Below are 13,743 nucleotides of genomic sequence, written 5' to 3'. Positions count from 1 at the left end.
ATGGCGTTTCGTTCGGGTGCGGCGAGGTCCGTCGGGCCCTCGCGCGGCCAGCCGCTCAGCAGGGACCGTTGTCGCTCCAGACGCCCCACTGGCCGCTCAGGGTCGGGTCCTCGCCCTTGGTCCACCACTTGTTGGTGTAGTAGCGGCCCTTCCACGAGACCTTGGCGCCACCGGCCGCGTAGGTGGTGCCGGGGTCCCAGCTCGGGGCGGCCGGGCAGGAGGCAGGCGACGTTGGGGTGCCGGTCGGGGTCCCGGTGGGCGTACCGGTCGGGGTGCCCGTCGGCGTGCCGGTGGGGGTGCCGGTCGGGGTCCGGGTCGGCGACGGCGTGCCGGTCGGCGGGGCCGGGCAGGCGGCGGCGGAGCCGTTGGTGGCGTTCACCATCTTGTCGAACAGGGCGGTGCTGGTGCCCAGGTCGTACATCGAGAAGGCGAAGGAGCCGCCGAGGCCGTTGCAGTGCGCGTAGTCCAGCTTGGCCTGGATGGACCGGGCGTCCTCACCGCTCCAGAAGGTGTTGCCGTCGTAGAAGTAGGTGGCCTTGGCGTCGTCGTCCCAGAAGGTCTTGGACGGGTTGTCGACGAAACCGCCCAGCTCCTTGTACATCTGGATGCCGGGGACGTTGCCGGACATCGCCGCACCGGCGGCCGGGCTGGCGGCGGGCTGGAAGAGGCCGTTCCTGCCGTTGTTCTGGACGCCGGTCCAGCCGCGGTAGTAGAAGGGCACACCCATGTTGATCTTGTTGGCGGGGAAGCCGCCGGGGATGCCGTAGTCCGGGTCGCCGACCGTCCACGCCTTGACGGCGTTGTCGATCGAGTACTTGCCGTGGCCCGGCTTGGCCGGGGTCATCGGGTCGTTCGGACCGGAGTAGAGCGGGGCCTGGTGGTTGGTCGGGCCCTGGGCGTCCCAGCCGCCGTGCATGTCGTAGGTCATGACGTCGAGGAAGGTCAGGTACTGACCGATCTTGTCGGTCTCGACGTTCATGATCTTGTCCTGGCCGGCGCCGACCGCCGCCGACAGGGCGTAGGTCCTGTTGTCGGCCTTGCCCTGGGCGTCCAGCTGGTTGCGGAACTCCTGCAGCAGCAGGGTGAAGTTCTGCTTGTCGGCCGGGCTGGAGATGTTGCCGGTGTGGCCGCCGCCGCCCGGGTACTCCCAGTCGATGTCGACGCCGTCGAAGATGCCGGCCGCCGAGCCCGGGCCGCCGTAGCCGGCGTCGGTCGGGAGGTTGCCCCTGATGAACATGTCGAGGCAGGACGACACCAGGTGCTTGCGCGAGGCGTCGGTCGCGGCGGCCTGCGAGAAGTACTTGGAATAGGTCCAACCGCCCAGCGAGATCAGGACCTTGAGGTTGGGGTTCTTCGCCTTCAGCTTCTTCAGCTGGTTGAAGTTGCCCGCGATCGGCTGGTTCCAGACGTCTCCGACGCCGTCGACCGAGATGTCCGCGCCAAAGCTCTTCTGGTAGTCGGCGAACGCGTCGCCCGCGCCGTCACCCGCGTTGGGGTTGTTGTCGTTCGTGTCGGCGGCCTTGGTGGCCTCGAAACAACCCAGGTCGGTCGGATGGATGTTGGCGAAGTCGTAGATCAGGTAGTCCAGCTTCCCGGCCGCGCCGGTGTCCTGGACCGTCTTGGGGTAGTACGCGTTCGCGTAGATCGACCACTGGTCGAAGTAAGCGACCTTGATGCCGCCGCTGGTGGCGGGCGCACCGGTGGTGTTGGTGGTCGCGGCGTTGGCCGCGCCGCCGCCGGACAGCGCGAGGCCCGCGCCGAGCAGCAGGGATGCGGCGGTGCCGGCCGCGACGGCGGCCAGGCTCTTCGGGCGGCGCCGGCGGGCGCCGCCCGGAGCCGGGGTCCCGGCCCTTTCAATGCGTGAGCGCAGCATGGGTGCGTGACTCCTGGTCGTGGGGGATGCCGTCGTCCCGGTGGGGTCGCACGTCCGGGGTGGGGTCAGACGACCGGGACATGACAGGTCAGGGTGGGGAATCGAGCGGGATCAGGCCGTGACGGGCACCGGGATGCGCCGAACCGGCGCCCCCGACACGAGGCCGGTGACGCCGGTTCAGGGCTTCCTGCACCTGGGCAATAAAAATGGACTAGACCAACTCGCCCGTCAAGGGGTGCCGTTGGCCCTTGAGCCGCGCTTAAGGTTCAACCCCCGCGCCGAGCAGGGACTTCAGAAGCGGACCGCGTTCGCCACCGCGGCCTTGACCGTGCCGGAGAGGTTCAGGTTGCTGCGCGCGGTGGCCTGGACGCTCTGACCGACCGCGACGTCCGGGACGGTCACCGCGGTCGCGTCCAGCAGCTTGCCGTTCTCGTCGGTGAAGTTCACCTGAATCACGTACCGGTACGACTGCTGGCCGTGGTTGGTGACGGTCAGCTGCGCCAGCGTCTTGCCGTCCGTCCCGGCGGTCACCGCCCCGACCGTCACGTCCCCCTTGCCGTCCAGCCCGCCCTTGATCCCGGCGACCGCCGAGGAGGCGGCCGAGACCGCCGCCGAGGCCTGGGCCTCCGCCGAGGCGATCGCGGCCCCCGCCCCGCCCGCCGCCGACGCCAGCGCCGAGGCGGCGGAAGCGGCGGCGCTCGCGGCCTTCTGCACCGCGCTCGCCGCCTGGGAGGCCGTACCGCTCGCGCTCGTGCCGGAGGAGCAACCCGCCAGCGCCACCCCGCCGACCACGGCTGCGGCCAACACCCCTGCCACGGCCCGGTGACGCGGACGCACCGGCGGCGCGTCCAGGTTCTGCTCGGTGGCCCGGGTGAGTGGCTGGCGATCCATATCCGATCCATTCTCAATTACGGTCCGTGTTGCCGTAGCGGACTCTGCGTCCTGCCCTCGGGCAGCGGTCAGGGCTTGACCGTCATGAGGCTCCACGGAGCCAAGTGAGAAGCCTCCCCGTTCGTGGGAGGCGGGTCACGCGGGTCCTCGTTTCTGCCGAGGACTGGGACACCGGGCTACCGGCGTGTCCCCGTCCACCTTCTGCAGCCCCAGCCGGGGCCGCCAGCAGAGGTGGTGCGTCCGGGTGAGGGCTCCTGCGATCGACGGACCCTCAACCCGGCGGAATCACGACAGCCCGGAGCCCTCCTGCTCGTCCGCCTCCACCGCCGCCCGCTCCTCGCGCAGCCGCACCACGTGCCGGCGCCGCGCGACCACCCCGTACGCGCCGACCGCACTCGCCGCGAAGGCCAGCAGGCCTGTCCACGGCCGGTCGAAGACGTGCCCGGTCAGGTGGTCCAGCGAGTACCGCCCGGGCCCGGCCAGACCGATCGCCAGCCCGGTCGCGCCGAGGAAGGCCGGATACTCGTAGCCGCCGGACATCGCGAAGAAGCCCGCCGGGACGTGCACCGCCACCGCCCCGGCCATCGTCCCGGCCACCACCGCACCGGCCGCCGGGGTGGCCAGCCCGGCCACCAGCAGCGCGCCGCCGCCCGCCTCGCCGAAGCCCGCCGCGACCGCGCTCCCCCGGGCCGGATGGAAGCCCATGTGGTCCATGGCCTTGGTGGTGCCCTCCAGGCCGCCACCGCCGAACCAGCCGAACAGCTTCTGGGTGCCGTGCGCGATCAGCACCCCGCCGACCGCACTGCGCAGGGCCAGCAGGCCCAGGTCCTTACGGTTCAGGCACATGTCGCATCCTCGTTTCCGCCAAGGAGTGGTCGTACCTCCATGGCACCCGAGAGCGCGCACCCGTTCGAGTCGGGACCGCCATCCGGGCGAATTCAACGGCGGTGAGGAATGGACCGACCGTCGGGGAGGCTTCCTCCCCGACGCGGGCGCAAAGGAATCCCCTCCGGGCTTCCGGCCGGACCGGGCTTCCGACCCCCGGCCGCCCGTGCGGGTCAGCCCGCCGCCAGCCGGGTCAGCACCGCCCCGATCCGCTCGCGCGCCGACGGGTCGGCGACCAGCCCGTCCGGGCCGACCGCCGAACGCTCCAGCGGGATCCGCGCGCAGGCCTCGTCCACCACGGCCGCGCCGGTGTAGCCGAGCACGGTACGGAGGGTGGCCTCGGCGCCCTGGCCGCGGCCCGGGGCGGCGCAGTTGATCCAGCCGGTCGGCTTGTCGGAGATCTCGACCCCGCCGACCGTCCAGTCCAGCAGGTTCTTGAACGAGCCCGGCAGCGTCCCGGCGTACTCCGGGGTGCAGACCAGCAGCGCGTCGGCGGCCCCGATCGCGGCCCGCAGCGCGCTCACCGGCTCCGGCAGCGGGTCGGTGTCATGGTCCGGGTTGAAGTGCGGCAGCCCGGCCAGCCCGGCGTAGTACGTGGTCCGGACGCCCGGCAGGGCGGCGGCCACGACGGCGGCGGTGCGCAGCACGCTCTCGTTGGAGGAGCCGGCCCGTAGGCTCCCGGGCAGCAGCAGGATGTGGCGCTCGTTCGGCATGCCGAGGAACCTACTCCTTGACGTTCACGTCAAGGCCAGCCGCCACCGCCCCGGCGCCGGGACAGGGCGGGTCCTGCGGACCTCCGCCGGGTCCGCGACGCCCGGGCACGCCCTACCGCAGCTCCACCGGCCGCCAGGGCACCGGGCTGGAGAGGATCATCGAGCTGGACGGCTGGCCGTAGCCGCCGAGCCGGTCGCAGAGCGCCTCGAACTCGGCCATCGTCGACACCGCGACCAGCAGCACGCAGCAGGCACCGCCGGTCACCCGGTGCAGTTGGAGCACCTCCGGCCAGGTCTCCACCTCGGGGTCGCGCAGCACGCACCGCGGGCCGTAGCACTGGATCTGGACCAGCGCGGTGATCGGCAGCCCGGCCCGGGTGAGGTCGACATGGGCGTGGTAGCCGCTGATCACCCCGTCAGCCTCCAGGCGGCGGACCCGTTCGGCCACCGCGGGTGCGGACAGGCTCACCCGGCGGGAGAGTTCGTTGTACGAGAGCCTGGCGTCCGCCTGCAGCTCGGCCAGCAGGCGGCGGTCGACGGCGTCCATGGCGACTCCTGAAAAGCGGTTGTGATCAGCGGTTTTTCATTCATAAAGCGGATGGGCCTAACGCCTTGCGAACGACAGCCCGAAACGTGGTTGCGGTGCCCATCGGCCATTCAAGCGGGGGGCCATGGCGCCGCACAATGGGCTCCCCGGCGGAACCAGGACGCCCGTCCGCTCCGCCGGCCCCGGGCGACGAGGCCCGGACGGATCAGGAGGGATCGGGATGGGGCACGACACGGTGGAGACACCCAACCTGTCATTCGGTCGGGACGGCGAGCCGGGTCGGGGCACCCCGTACGCGCAGTACGTGCGTCTGGAGGAGCTGCACAGCCTGCAGCAGCCGCGCAGCAAGGAGCCGGCCGAGCTGTCGTTCATCGTCACCACGCAGGTGATGGAGCTGCTCTTCGACCTGCTGCGGCACGAGTGGACGCAGGCCGGGCAGGCGCTGCGCGAGGACGACCTGACCGCCGCGCTGGCCGCGCTGCGCCGCGGCACCCACGCGCAGGACGTGCTGGTGGAGTCCTGGGACCTGCTGGCCACCATGACCCCGCAGGAGTTCAACTCCTTCCGCGCGCTGTTCGGCGAGGCCTCCGGCTTCCAGTCCGCGGCCTTCCTGCACCTGGAGTTCATGCTCGGCAACAAGAACGCCGCGCTGCTGAACATGTACGGCGAGATGCCGCAGACCCGGGCCGAGCTGGTCGAGGCGCTGCGCTCCCCCAGCCTGTACGACGAGGCGCTGGCGCTGCTGGCCCGGCGCGGCCTGGTGGTGCACCCGGAGCCCTCCGAGCAGCGCTACCAGCCGTCCGAGGAGGTCGCGGCCGCCTGGCGCCGGGTCTACACCGACCCGGAGTGCGCCGCCCTGCAGCCGCTCGGCGAGGCACTGCTGGACGTGGCGGAGCGGGTCACCCGATGGCGCCAGCGCCACCTGACCGCGGTCAAGCGGACGATGGGCGGCAAGCCCGGCTCGGGCGGCTCCAGTGGGCTGACGTGGCTGCGCAAGTCTGCCGAGCAGGACGTCTTCCCGGAGCTGTGGACGATCCGGGACGAGCTGTGACGGGCGACGGAGCGGCGACGGAACCGGTTGCGAGCGAGGGGACCGAGGGAATGGGCATGATCACGCGCGAGGAGTGCGCGGCGCTGGACGCCGTCGACCCGCTGGCGGCGTTCCGCAAGGAGTTCGCCCTGCCGGACGGGGTGATCTACCTGGACGGCAACTCGCTGGGTGCGCTGCCGGTGCGCACGCCGGAGCGGGTCCGGCAGGTCGTCGAGGAGGAGTGGGGCCGGGAGCTGATCCGCAGCTGGAACGACGCCGGCTGGTTCGAGCAGCCGTACCGGCTGGGGCGGCGGATCGCGCCGCTGATCGGAGCCGATCCGGCGGAAGTGGTCGTCTGCGACACCACCTCGGTGAACCTGTTCAAGGTGCTCTCGGCGGCGCTCACGCTGCGCCCCGGGCGGCGCACGGTGCTCGGCGACGCCGAGGCCTTCCCGACCGACCTGTACATCGCCGAGGGCGTGACCGGCCTGGTCGAGGGCGGGCGCAGCCTGCTGATCCGCCCGGAGCAGCTGGACGGGCACCTGGACGGGGACGTCGCCGCGGTGGTCCTCTCGCACGTGGACTACCGAACCGGCGAGCTGCTGGACATGCCCGGGATCACTGCCCGGGTCCAGGCCGCGGGCGCCCTGATGATCTGGGACGTGTGCCACTCGGTGGGCGCGCTGCCGGTCGAACTCGCCGCCGCGAACGCGGACTTCGCGATCGGCTGCACCTACAAGTACCTGAACGGCGGCCCCGGCTCGCCGGCCTTCCTGTACGTCGCCGAGCGGCACCTGGCGGCCGCTCCGCGGCAGCCGCTGAGCGGCTGGTTCGGGCACGCCCGCCCGTTCGCCTTCGAGCCCGGCTACGACCCCAGGCCGGGCATCGGCCGGTTCCTGACCAGCTCGCCCTCGCTGCTCGGCCAGGCCGCACTGGGCGCCTCGCTGGACGTCTGGGAGCGGGCGGACCTGGCGGCGGTCCGGGCCAAGAGCCTGGCGCTGACCGACCTGTTCATCTCGCTGGTCGAGAGCCTGGACGGGGTCGAGGTGGCGACCCCGCGCGAGCACGCCCGGCGCGGCAGCCAAGTAGCGCTGCGGCACGCCGACGGGTACCCGGTGGTGCAGGCGCTGATCGCGCGCGGGGTGATCGGGGACTTCCGCGCGCCGGACCTGATGCGCTTCGGCTTCACGCCGCTCTACCTCTCGTACGCCGAGGTCTGGGACGCGGCCCGGCAGCTGGCCGAGGTGCTGGCGAGCGGCGAATGGCGGGAGGAGCGCTTCTCCCGCCGGGGCGAGGTGACGTAGCCGGAAGCCGGGGTCATGGGGCCGTGACACCGCAGGGCGTGTGAAGTGACGCAGGTCATGGCCGAGTGAACGTTCGACCGTCATCGCATCAGGGAAACCTAGGTTTTGACCGCCCGTCAGAACAAGGGGAGGTTGTGCGTGGACATCGAACTCGGCCCGCTCAAGCCCGATCCCTCCATGCTGGCCCTCGGCCTGGCCCAATTCTTCCTGTTGATGTGGGCACTCGGCTTCCACCTGCTCCCGCGCGTCGAGCGGGTCCGGGCCCAGCGGTGGGACGCGACCGAGGGCCGCACCGAACGCGCGGAGGCCGTCCGCGCCGAGGCCGAGGCCACCCGGGACGCCGCTCTGCAGAAAATCACCGCGGCCCGGCACGAGGCGGCCCGGATCCGACAGGAGTACGCCGAACAGGGCACGGCGGCGATCGCGGCGGCCCGCGCCGAGGGCCTCCGCGACCGCGACCTGCTGCTCGCCACCGGGCACGCCCGGATCGCCGCCGACCAGGCCGAGGCGGCCACCCGGCTCCGACAGGACGTCGGCGGGCTGGCCGTCACCCTGGCCGGCCGGGTGGTCGGCGAACCGCTCCACGCGATCGCCGCCGAACGGCGCACGGTGGACCGGTTCTTCGAGACCCACTGAGCTACCCGACCGCCAACTCCGCGACGAGCTTGCGGTAGACGTCGAAGGCCGGCTTGCGCGTGTAGTCGTCGCGCAACAGGCCGAAGTGGTGGAACAGCCCGGGGCCCGTGCTGTCGGCGTCCCGCAGGGCGAAGAAGGTGTAGCCGACGACGGCGAGTTCGGCGGCCACCCCGGCTGCCGTCCGAACCACCTCCTCGACCACCTCGGCCTGCCGCGCCTCGCTCCGCCCGAGGCCGGTGGGCCAGCCGTTCTCGCAGATCCGCAGCGGGACGGCCGGCCCGATCCCGGCCCGGGGCAACGCGTCGGCGCGGAAGCCGGTGAGCACTGCCCTTACGGCATCGGCGAGTTGGCCGGAGGGGACGGCCCCGAAGACGTCCGGGAAGAAGTCCACGCCGACGTAGTCCAGGGCGCGGTGGAAGCGGTCGTCGGCGAGCTTGCCGATCTCGTCCCAGAAGGTGTCGGCGGCGGCGCCGAAGGACGGCACCGCATTGAAACCGACCGCCAGCCGGTCGTAACCGCAGGCCAGCGCCTCCTCCTTGGCCGCGATGACGCCCTCGACCAACGCCCGGCGGACGTTCGGGATGCTGCCGTCCACGGGCGGGGCGTCGAGGTTGGGCTCCTCGCAGATCTGCACACAGGCCAGGCGGCCGCCCTCGGCCCGGACCGTCCGCCGGACGAAGTCCAGCCAGCCAGCCAACTCCCTGCTGCGCTCCCGGAACTGGAGCACGAGGTCGAGCTTCCGGCCCTCGACGGCGTACTGCTCGGGCCGCTCCGGGGTGTGCGCGCCGTCCGGGTACAGCCGGTAGGCGCGGACGATCAGTTCAGGTGCGTCGCCCTGGAGTTCGCGCAGGGCGGCGGTGATCCGCACGGGATCGTCGGGGCGGACGGGTTCGATCAGGCCGGTGTCGTCGCCGAGCAGCCCGCCGGGATAGATGCCGAAGGTGAAGGTCATGCCGACACCGTAGCCGACATTTTTGGTGCCACTTCAAATTTGGTGCGGCACCATGGTTCCGCCGTAGGATTCCGCCATGGGACTTCGCGAACGCAAGAAGCAGCAGACCCGGGAGCTCCTGGCCGACACCGCCATGGGCCTGTTCGCCGAGCGCGGCTTCGAGCAGGTCACGGTGGTCGAAGTGGCCCGGGCTGCCGGGGTCTCGCCCAACACGGTGTTCAACTACTTCCCGACCAAGGAGGACCTGTTCTTCGACCGGCAGGACGAGGTGGTCGCCCACCTGGCCGAGGTCGTCCGACAGCGACCCACCGGCAGCTCCGCCGTGGACGCCGTACGGGCCGACCTGCTGACGGCCGTCGCCGACGGGGAGCCGACGGTCGGGCTGAACCCGCAGATGGCGGCGTTCTGGCGGATCATCGACGACAGCCCGGCACTGCGGGCCCGGCTGCTGGAACTCGGCGAGCGCGCCGAGGAAGCGCTGGCAGCCGTCCTGGCCGAGGAGTCAGGGGCCGGGGAGTCAGGGGCCGGGGAGTCAGGGGCCGAGGAGTCAGGGGCCGGGGAGTCAGGGGCCGGGGAGGACGACCCGCTCCCCCGGGTGGTGGCCGGCGCCGTGGTCGGAGCCCATCGCGCGGTGCTCGCCGAGATCCGCCGGGCGATGGTCGCCGGAGAGCCGATCGAGGCGGTGCGCGCCCGGGTCGAGGCGGCGGTGGACCGGGCCTTCGGCCTGCTCGCCTCGGGGCTCGCGGACTACCCGCCGAAGCGCTGACCCGGGCGGGCGCTCAGGCCCTCGCCATCGGCGACGTGCAGCCGGGATGCTGAAGACCAGGCCGATCTGCCCGCCGCTCGGCGAGGCGAGGTTCCTGCTGACGTCGAAGACCTGCTTCGTGCTGATGCCGTCACCGGTGAAGGTGGCCTGGTTGGAGGAGACGTCGACGGTGCCGGTCGCGCCGGCCCGTCCGGGCGGGCCCGCCCGGCCCGCGCACCACGTCCGGCCGCCGGCCCGACTAGGTTGGACGGCATGACCACCGAGGCCCAGGACCAGAGCACGCCGCTCGTCGCCGTCGCGTCCGCCGACGCCGTACTGCGGCACCCAGAGGCGGGCGAGCACCTGCTCACCGACATCGAGCGAGCGCGCGCCGAACGGTTCCGGCACGCGTCCGGGCGGATCGACTTCACCGCCGGACACGTCCTGGTCCGGCTCTGCGCCGCCCGGCTGCTCGGCGTCCCGGTGGCCGAGCTGGTGCTCGCCCAGGAGTGCCCGGACTGCGGCCTCGCCGACCACGGCAGGCCGTACCTGCCGGACCACCCCGGGGTGCACGTGAGCCTGTCCCACACCCGGGGAGTGGTCGCGGCCGGCGCCGCCCACCAGCCGATCGGGGTGGACGTCGAGCTGGCCGCCCGGGGCGGCTCGCTGCGCGCGGTCGCCCGGCGGGTGCTCGCCCCGGCCGAGCTGGCGCAGGTCGAGGCGGCGCAGGAGCCGAACCCGGCCTTCCTGCGGCAGTGGGTGCGCAAGGAGTCACTGATCAAGATCGGGCGGGCCACCCTGGACACCCTCGGGCAGATCGACCTCTCCGCCCTGCCGCTGGACGTCCCGCCCGGCGCCCCGCTGCGCAGCCGGTACCAGGACCTGTACCTGCTCGACTGGACCGACCGGGAGCACGGCGCCGCCGTCGCGGCGGTCAGCACCGCCCCGCCGACCGTCGTGGACCTGGCCGCGGCCGGGTAGCCGCCGGGGGCACCCGCGCGCGGGGCCGGTGGATAAGCGGTGTTAGCGTGCCTGGTCGTGGGCGCGCCGACGGCGCACGCCCGCCGACCCAGCTGCCCACCGGATCAAAGGGTGCCCCGCCATGGCCAAGTTCCTGCTGAGCCTGCACGTCCTCGCGTCGGTCCTGTTCATAGGCCCGGTCGCGGTGGCCGTCAGCATGTTCCCGCGCCGCGCGAAGGCCGCCCTCGCCGGCGGGCCGGACCAGGCCTCGGACGCGGGCGTGCTGCGCGTCCTGCACCGGATCACCCAGGTCTACGCGCTGCTCGGCGTCGCGGTGCCGGTGCTGGGCATCGGCCTGGCGCAGGTGATGGACGTGCTCGGGCAGTCCTGGATGATCGCCTCGATGGTGCTCACCGCGATCGCCGCGCTCTCGCTGCTGCTCTTCGTGCTGCCCGGCCAGCAGGCCGCCGTGGACGCGCTCGGCCTCGACCCGAAGGACGAGCAGCACACCAAGGCCGTCAGCGGCCTGCGGATGCTGCCGATGACGGCCGGGGTGTTCAACCTGCTGTGGGCCGTGGTCGTGGTGCTGATGATCATCCGCCCGGGGTCGACCACCGGGGCCTGACCGGCCCCGCGCGGTCCGATCCGCCCTGCCCCCTCCCGCCGACCGGGTCGGTTCGAGTACCGTCCTTGGCCATGACGATCATGGCGGGCATGGGCAGCCCGACGGGGACCGGAGTCGGCCCGCTGCTGCGCGGTTGGCGGGAGCGACGACAGCTGAGCCAACTGCAGCTGGCGCTGCGGGCGGACTCCTCGGCCCGGCACCTCAGCTTCGTCGAGAACGGCCGCTCCCGCCCGAGCCGCGAGCTGGTGCTGCGGCTGGCCGCACAGCTGGACGTCCCGGTGCGCGAGCGCAACACCCTGCTGCTGGCGGCCGGTTACGCCCCGCACTACCCCGAAACGCCGCTGGACGACCCGTCGATGGACGCGCTGCGCGGCAGCATCGAGCGGCTGCTCGCCGCCCACGACCCGTACCCGGCGGTGGTGGTCGACGGGACCTTCCGGGTGCTGGCGGCCAACCGCTCGCTCGCCCTGCTGCTGGACGGCGTCGCCCCGCAGCTGCTCCGACCCCCGTTCAACGCGATCCGGGTCGCCCTGCACCCGGACGGGGTGGCGCCGCGCATCGTCAACCTCCGGCAGTGGCGGCGGCATCTGCTGAAGCGGATGGAACAGCAGCTGGAACTGGTCCACGCCGAGCCGCTGCGGCAGCTGTACGAGGAGGTCAGCGGCTACCCCGAGCCGGCCGGCGGGCCGGCCGAGGACGCCGTCGAGGACGGCTGCCCGTTCGCGCTGCCGCTGCGGATCCGGCACGACGGGCGGGTGCTCTCCTTCCTGTCCACCATCGCGACCTTCAACACCCCGCTGGACGTGACCGTCTCCGAGCTGGCCCTGGAGACCTTCCTGCCGGCCGACGCGGAGACGGTCCGCTTCCTGCAGTCCGTGGTGGGACCGGAACGTTGATGCCTCAGGTACGGCTGCCGCTCCGCCGCAGGGCGGTGAGCTGGAGCACGGCGAACAGGGTCACCACGGCGGCCTGGGCCGGGATCCAGACGGTGCCCGCGGCGGTCGGCTCCAGCCAGGCGGTGAGCGCGACCAGGCTGAGCACCGTCCAGGCGATGTTGAGGTCGACCACCGTCAGGACGGCCAACCGGTGCGGGCGCCGGCGGGCGGCCAGCGCGCCGACCGCCAGGGCGTAGCCGGTGAGGAGGAGCCCGAGGTCCAGCAGGGTGGTGCGGCCGACGCCGAGCAGCTCGCCGAGCGGGCCGGGGAAGGCCAGATAGGCCAGGCCGTTGCCGCCCGTCACCAGGGCGTCGAGTCCCAGGGCGCCGCGCACGGTCCACGGCGAGAGGGCGGAGGCGGCGGGCGTGAGGGCGCTGGCGTGACGCGTGCTGGCGGACATGGCGGATCGGCCTCCTGACGGGGACGGGGATCCCGGCGGCCGTGGCGCCGACCGGATGCCTCCACCCTGCCGGGCCGGTCGGCGGACGTCGATTACCTCGCGGGTAAGGGCCTCGACCTCGCGGGTAAGGGCCTCGACCTCGCGGGTAACGGCCTCGGCCTCCTACGTGAGGCCCCTTCGGCTCACGGCCGTTGCCTGAGCAGCACGCCCGCCCGCTTCACCGCGCGGGCGGTGATGGTGGTCTCGGCGCGGGTGACACCGAGCGGGCCGAGGATGTCGGTGAGGAAGCGGTAGAGGCCGCCGTGGTCCGGGCAGAAGATCACGGCCAGCAGGTTGGTCGGGCCGCTGGTGGCGAAGACGCCGTGCACCTGCGGGTGGCCGGCCAGCTCGGTGCCGACCTCGGCGAGCCGGCCGGGCGGGACGTCCAGCCAGAGGTTGGCGTCCACGGCCATGCCGAGCAGCCGCGGGTCCACGGTGGCGTGGGTGCGCAGCAGCCCGACCTCGTCCAACCGGTGCAGCCTGCGCCGGACGGTCGACTCGGGCGCGCCGACCGCCCCGGCCAGCACGGCGTGGGACTGCCGGGCGTCCTCGCCCAGCCGGTCCAGCAGCGCGCGGTCGAGCTCGTCCAGCGGTGGGGGTGCGGTGGGGCGCGGCGGGACGGGCCTGGCGAGGGCGGCCGCCTCCGGCTCGGTCAGGTAGCCGGCCTGCCACTGCCCGGCGTCGGCGAAGGCGTGCAGCACGGCGTGGGTGGTGGTCTCGGTGACGGCGCCGGTCGCGGGCAGCTGCCCGTACAGCAGGCGGTCCCGGGAGCCAGCGTCCCCCAGCATGACCGCGCCGATCTCGTGGCCGCCGAGCATCACGTCGACGAAGGGCACGTCGGAGCGGTCGGCCAGCGCCCGGGCGATCGCGTCCACCCGGCCGCGCAGCACCCGGACCCGCAGCAGCAGCGCGCCCACGGCGGCGTCCTCCACGTCGGGCATCCGGACCACCCGCAGCACCCCGGCCTGCCGCATCCGGCCGAGCCGGCGGGTGACCGTCCGGGCGGAGACGCCCAGCACCTCGGCGATCCGGCCGGGCTCGGCCCGTCCGTCCAGCTGGAGCGCGCAGACCAGGCGGCGGTCGAGGGTGTCCAGCACGGTGTCCGGATCGGTCGTGGCGAGGTCCATGATGTCCGATCTCCGTCATTCACAGTCATTTGAGCGTCCTGTTCAGCAGACTTGACGGTACTCCTTGTCCCGGGCGGCCGG

Annotated in this window: 16 protein-coding genes; 8 read left to right on the top strand and 8 right to left on the bottom strand. The window is 72.9% G+C overall.

Going from position 1 to position 13,743, the window contains the following annotated elements; translation table 11 throughout:
* Positions 1-55: 55 nt before the first annotated feature.
* The 5 genes from ACWC9T_RS17725 to ACWC9T_RS17705 form a co-directional block, all read right to left on the bottom strand.
* Positions 56-1,873, bottom strand: coding sequence for a glycosyl hydrolase family 18 protein (locus tag ACWC9T_RS17725; RefSeq protein WP_449821965.1), 1,818 nt, complete (start codon positions 1,871-1,873; stop codon positions 56-58).
* Positions 1,874-2,164: 291 nt separating this feature from the next.
* Positions 2,165-2,764: an FxLYD domain-containing protein gene (locus tag ACWC9T_RS17720; RefSeq protein ID WP_449821964.1), complete on the bottom strand. Its 600-nt coding sequence runs from the start codon at positions 2,762-2,764 to the stop codon at positions 2,165-2,167.
* A 285-nt stretch (positions 2,765-3,049) separates the two neighbouring features.
* On the bottom strand, positions 3,050-3,610 hold the full coding sequence (locus ACWC9T_RS17715) for a DoxX family protein (RefSeq protein WP_449821963.1): 561 nt from the start codon (positions 3,608-3,610) through the stop codon (positions 3,050-3,052).
* 212 nt (positions 3,611-3,822) lie between these two features.
* Positions 3,823-4,362 (bottom strand): NADPH-dependent FMN reductase, encoded by a 540-nt coding sequence (locus tag ACWC9T_RS17710; protein WP_449821962.1) that lies wholly within the window; start codon positions 4,360-4,362, stop codon positions 3,823-3,825.
* A gap of 112 nt (positions 4,363-4,474) precedes the next feature.
* Positions 4,475-4,909 (bottom strand): Lrp/AsnC family transcriptional regulator, encoded by a 435-nt coding sequence (locus tag ACWC9T_RS17705; protein ID WP_380610665.1) that lies wholly within the window; start codon positions 4,907-4,909, stop codon positions 4,475-4,477.
* A gap of 220 nt (positions 4,910-5,129) precedes the next feature.
* Between ACWC9T_RS17705 and ACWC9T_RS17700 the strand changes: the two genes are divergently transcribed.
* The 3 genes from ACWC9T_RS17700 to ACWC9T_RS17690 all read left to right on the top strand — a co-directional run bounded on the left by ACWC9T_RS17700 (position 5,130) and on the right by ACWC9T_RS17690 (position 7,879).
* The gene (locus ACWC9T_RS17700; protein ID WP_449821961.1) at positions 5,130-5,960 is read left to right on the top strand and encodes a tryptophan 2,3-dioxygenase; all 831 of its coding nucleotides are present in this window, start codon (positions 5,130-5,132) and stop codon (positions 5,958-5,960) included.
* Positions 5,961-6,016: 56 nt separating this feature from the next.
* Positions 6,017-7,243, top strand: coding sequence for a kynureninase (gene kynU, locus ACWC9T_RS17695; protein WP_449821960.1), 1,227 nt, complete (start codon positions 6,017-6,019; stop codon positions 7,241-7,243).
* Between the two features lie 138 nt (positions 7,244-7,381).
* The gene (locus ACWC9T_RS17690; RefSeq protein ID WP_449821959.1) at positions 7,382-7,879 is read left to right on the top strand and encodes a F0F1 ATP synthase subunit B family protein; all 498 of its coding nucleotides are present in this window, start codon (positions 7,382-7,384) and stop codon (positions 7,877-7,879) included.
* A gap of 1 nt (position 7,880) precedes the next feature.
* Here ACWC9T_RS17690 and ACWC9T_RS17685 read toward each other — a convergent pair whose 3' ends face one another.
* A complete protein-coding gene (locus tag ACWC9T_RS17685; RefSeq protein WP_449821958.1) occupies positions 7,881-8,831 on the bottom strand; it encodes a hypothetical protein in 951 nt (316 codons plus the stop codon).
* 76 nt (positions 8,832-8,907) lie between these two features.
* Here ACWC9T_RS17685 and ACWC9T_RS17680 point away from each other — a divergent pair, with 76 nt between their 5' ends.
* From ACWC9T_RS17680 to ACWC9T_RS17660, 5 genes are all read left to right on the top strand, one after another.
* A complete protein-coding gene (locus ACWC9T_RS17680) occupies positions 8,908-9,597 on the top strand; it encodes a TetR/AcrR family transcriptional regulator (RefSeq protein WP_449821957.1) in 690 nt (229 codons plus the stop codon).
* A gap of 46 nt (positions 9,598-9,643) precedes the next feature.
* Positions 9,644-9,853, top strand: a complete 210-nt coding sequence (locus ACWC9T_RS17675) for a hypothetical protein (protein ID WP_449821956.1) — start codon at positions 9,644-9,646, stop codon at positions 9,851-9,853.
* Positions 9,850-10,557 (top strand): 4'-phosphopantetheinyl transferase family protein, encoded by a 708-nt coding sequence (locus tag ACWC9T_RS17670; protein WP_449821955.1) that lies wholly within the window; start codon positions 9,850-9,852, stop codon positions 10,555-10,557. The genes ACWC9T_RS17675 and ACWC9T_RS17670 overlap by 4 nt, the downstream gene beginning before the upstream one ends.
* A 121-nt stretch (positions 10,558-10,678) precedes the next feature.
* Positions 10,679-11,161: a DUF2269 family protein gene (locus ACWC9T_RS17665; protein ID WP_396247997.1), complete on the top strand. Its 483-nt coding sequence runs from the start codon at positions 10,679-10,681 to the stop codon at positions 11,159-11,161.
* 71 nt (positions 11,162-11,232) lie between these two features.
* Complete coding sequence (locus ACWC9T_RS17660; RefSeq protein ID WP_449821954.1) at positions 11,233-12,057, top strand: helix-turn-helix domain-containing protein; 825 nt, start codon at positions 11,233-11,235, stop codon at positions 12,055-12,057.
* A gap of 4 nt (positions 12,058-12,061) precedes the next feature.
* Here the strand turns inward: ACWC9T_RS17660 and ACWC9T_RS17655 are convergent, their stop codons facing one another.
* Together ACWC9T_RS17655 and ACWC9T_RS17650 are read right to left on the bottom strand one after the other, a co-directional pair.
* On the bottom strand, positions 12,062-12,496 hold the full coding sequence (locus tag ACWC9T_RS17655) for a hypothetical protein (RefSeq protein WP_449821953.1): 435 nt from the start codon (positions 12,494-12,496) through the stop codon (positions 12,062-12,064).
* A 182-nt stretch (positions 12,497-12,678) separates the two neighbouring features.
* The gene (locus ACWC9T_RS17650; protein WP_449821952.1) at positions 12,679-13,662 is read right to left on the bottom strand and encodes an Lrp/AsnC family transcriptional regulator; all 984 of its coding nucleotides are present in this window, start codon (positions 13,660-13,662) and stop codon (positions 12,679-12,681) included.
* Positions 13,663-13,743: the final 81 nt, after the last annotated feature.

The sequence above is a fragment of the Kitasatospora sp. NPDC001159 genome (assembly GCF_053598235.1).
Note: the sequence above shows the minus strand (reverse complement) of the source record. Positions and strands in the feature narration are given on the sequence as shown.

Excerpts from the sequence above, each read along its gene's own strand:
- ACWC9T_RS17700 (WP_449821961.1), top strand. The coding sequence starts at position 5,130 with ATGGGGCACGACACGGTGGAGACACCCAACCTGTCATTCGGTCGGGAC.
- ACWC9T_RS17670 (WP_449821955.1), top strand. The coding sequence starts at position 9,850 with ATGACCACCGAGGCCCAGGACCAGAGCACGCCGCTCGTCGCCGTCGCG.
- ACWC9T_RS17660 (WP_449821954.1), top strand. The coding sequence starts at position 11,233 with ATGACGATCATGGCGGGCATGGGCAGCCCGACGGGGACCGGAGTCGGC.
- ACWC9T_RS17665 (WP_396247997.1), top strand. The coding sequence starts at position 10,679 with ATGGCCAAGTTCCTGCTGAGCCTGCACGTCCTCGCGTCGGTCCTGTTC.
- ACWC9T_RS17725 (WP_449821965.1), bottom strand. The coding sequence starts at position 1,873 with ATGCTGCGCTCACGCATTGAAAGGGCCGGGACCCCGGCTCCGGGCGGC.
- ACWC9T_RS17685 (WP_449821958.1), bottom strand. The coding sequence starts at position 8,831 with ATGACCTTCACCTTCGGCATCTATCCCGGCGGGCTGCTCGGCGACGAC.
- ACWC9T_RS17680 (WP_449821957.1), top strand. The coding sequence starts at position 8,908 with ATGGGACTTCGCGAACGCAAGAAGCAGCAGACCCGGGAGCTCCTGGCC.
- ACWC9T_RS17710 (WP_449821962.1), bottom strand. The coding sequence starts at position 4,362 with ATGCCGAACGAGCGCCACATCCTGCTGCTGCCCGGGAGCCTACGGGCC.
- ACWC9T_RS17720 (WP_449821964.1), bottom strand. The coding sequence starts at position 2,764 with ATGGATCGCCAGCCACTCACCCGGGCCACCGAGCAGAACCTGGACGCG.
- kynU (WP_449821960.1), top strand. The coding sequence starts at position 6,017 with ATGATCACGCGCGAGGAGTGCGCGGCGCTGGACGCCGTCGACCCGCTG.
- ACWC9T_RS17650 (WP_449821952.1), bottom strand. The coding sequence starts at position 13,662 with ATGGACCTCGCCACGACCGATCCGGACACCGTGCTGGACACCCTCGAC.
- ACWC9T_RS17715 (WP_449821963.1), bottom strand. The coding sequence starts at position 3,610 with ATGTGCCTGAACCGTAAGGACCTGGGCCTGCTGGCCCTGCGCAGTGCG.
- ACWC9T_RS17675 (WP_449821956.1), top strand. The coding sequence starts at position 9,644 with ATGCTGAAGACCAGGCCGATCTGCCCGCCGCTCGGCGAGGCGAGGTTC.
- ACWC9T_RS17655 (WP_449821953.1), bottom strand. The coding sequence starts at position 12,496 with ATGTCCGCCAGCACGCGTCACGCCAGCGCCCTCACGCCCGCCGCCTCC.
- ACWC9T_RS17705 (WP_380610665.1), bottom strand. The coding sequence starts at position 4,909 with ATGGACGCCGTCGACCGCCGCCTGCTGGCCGAGCTGCAGGCGGACGCC.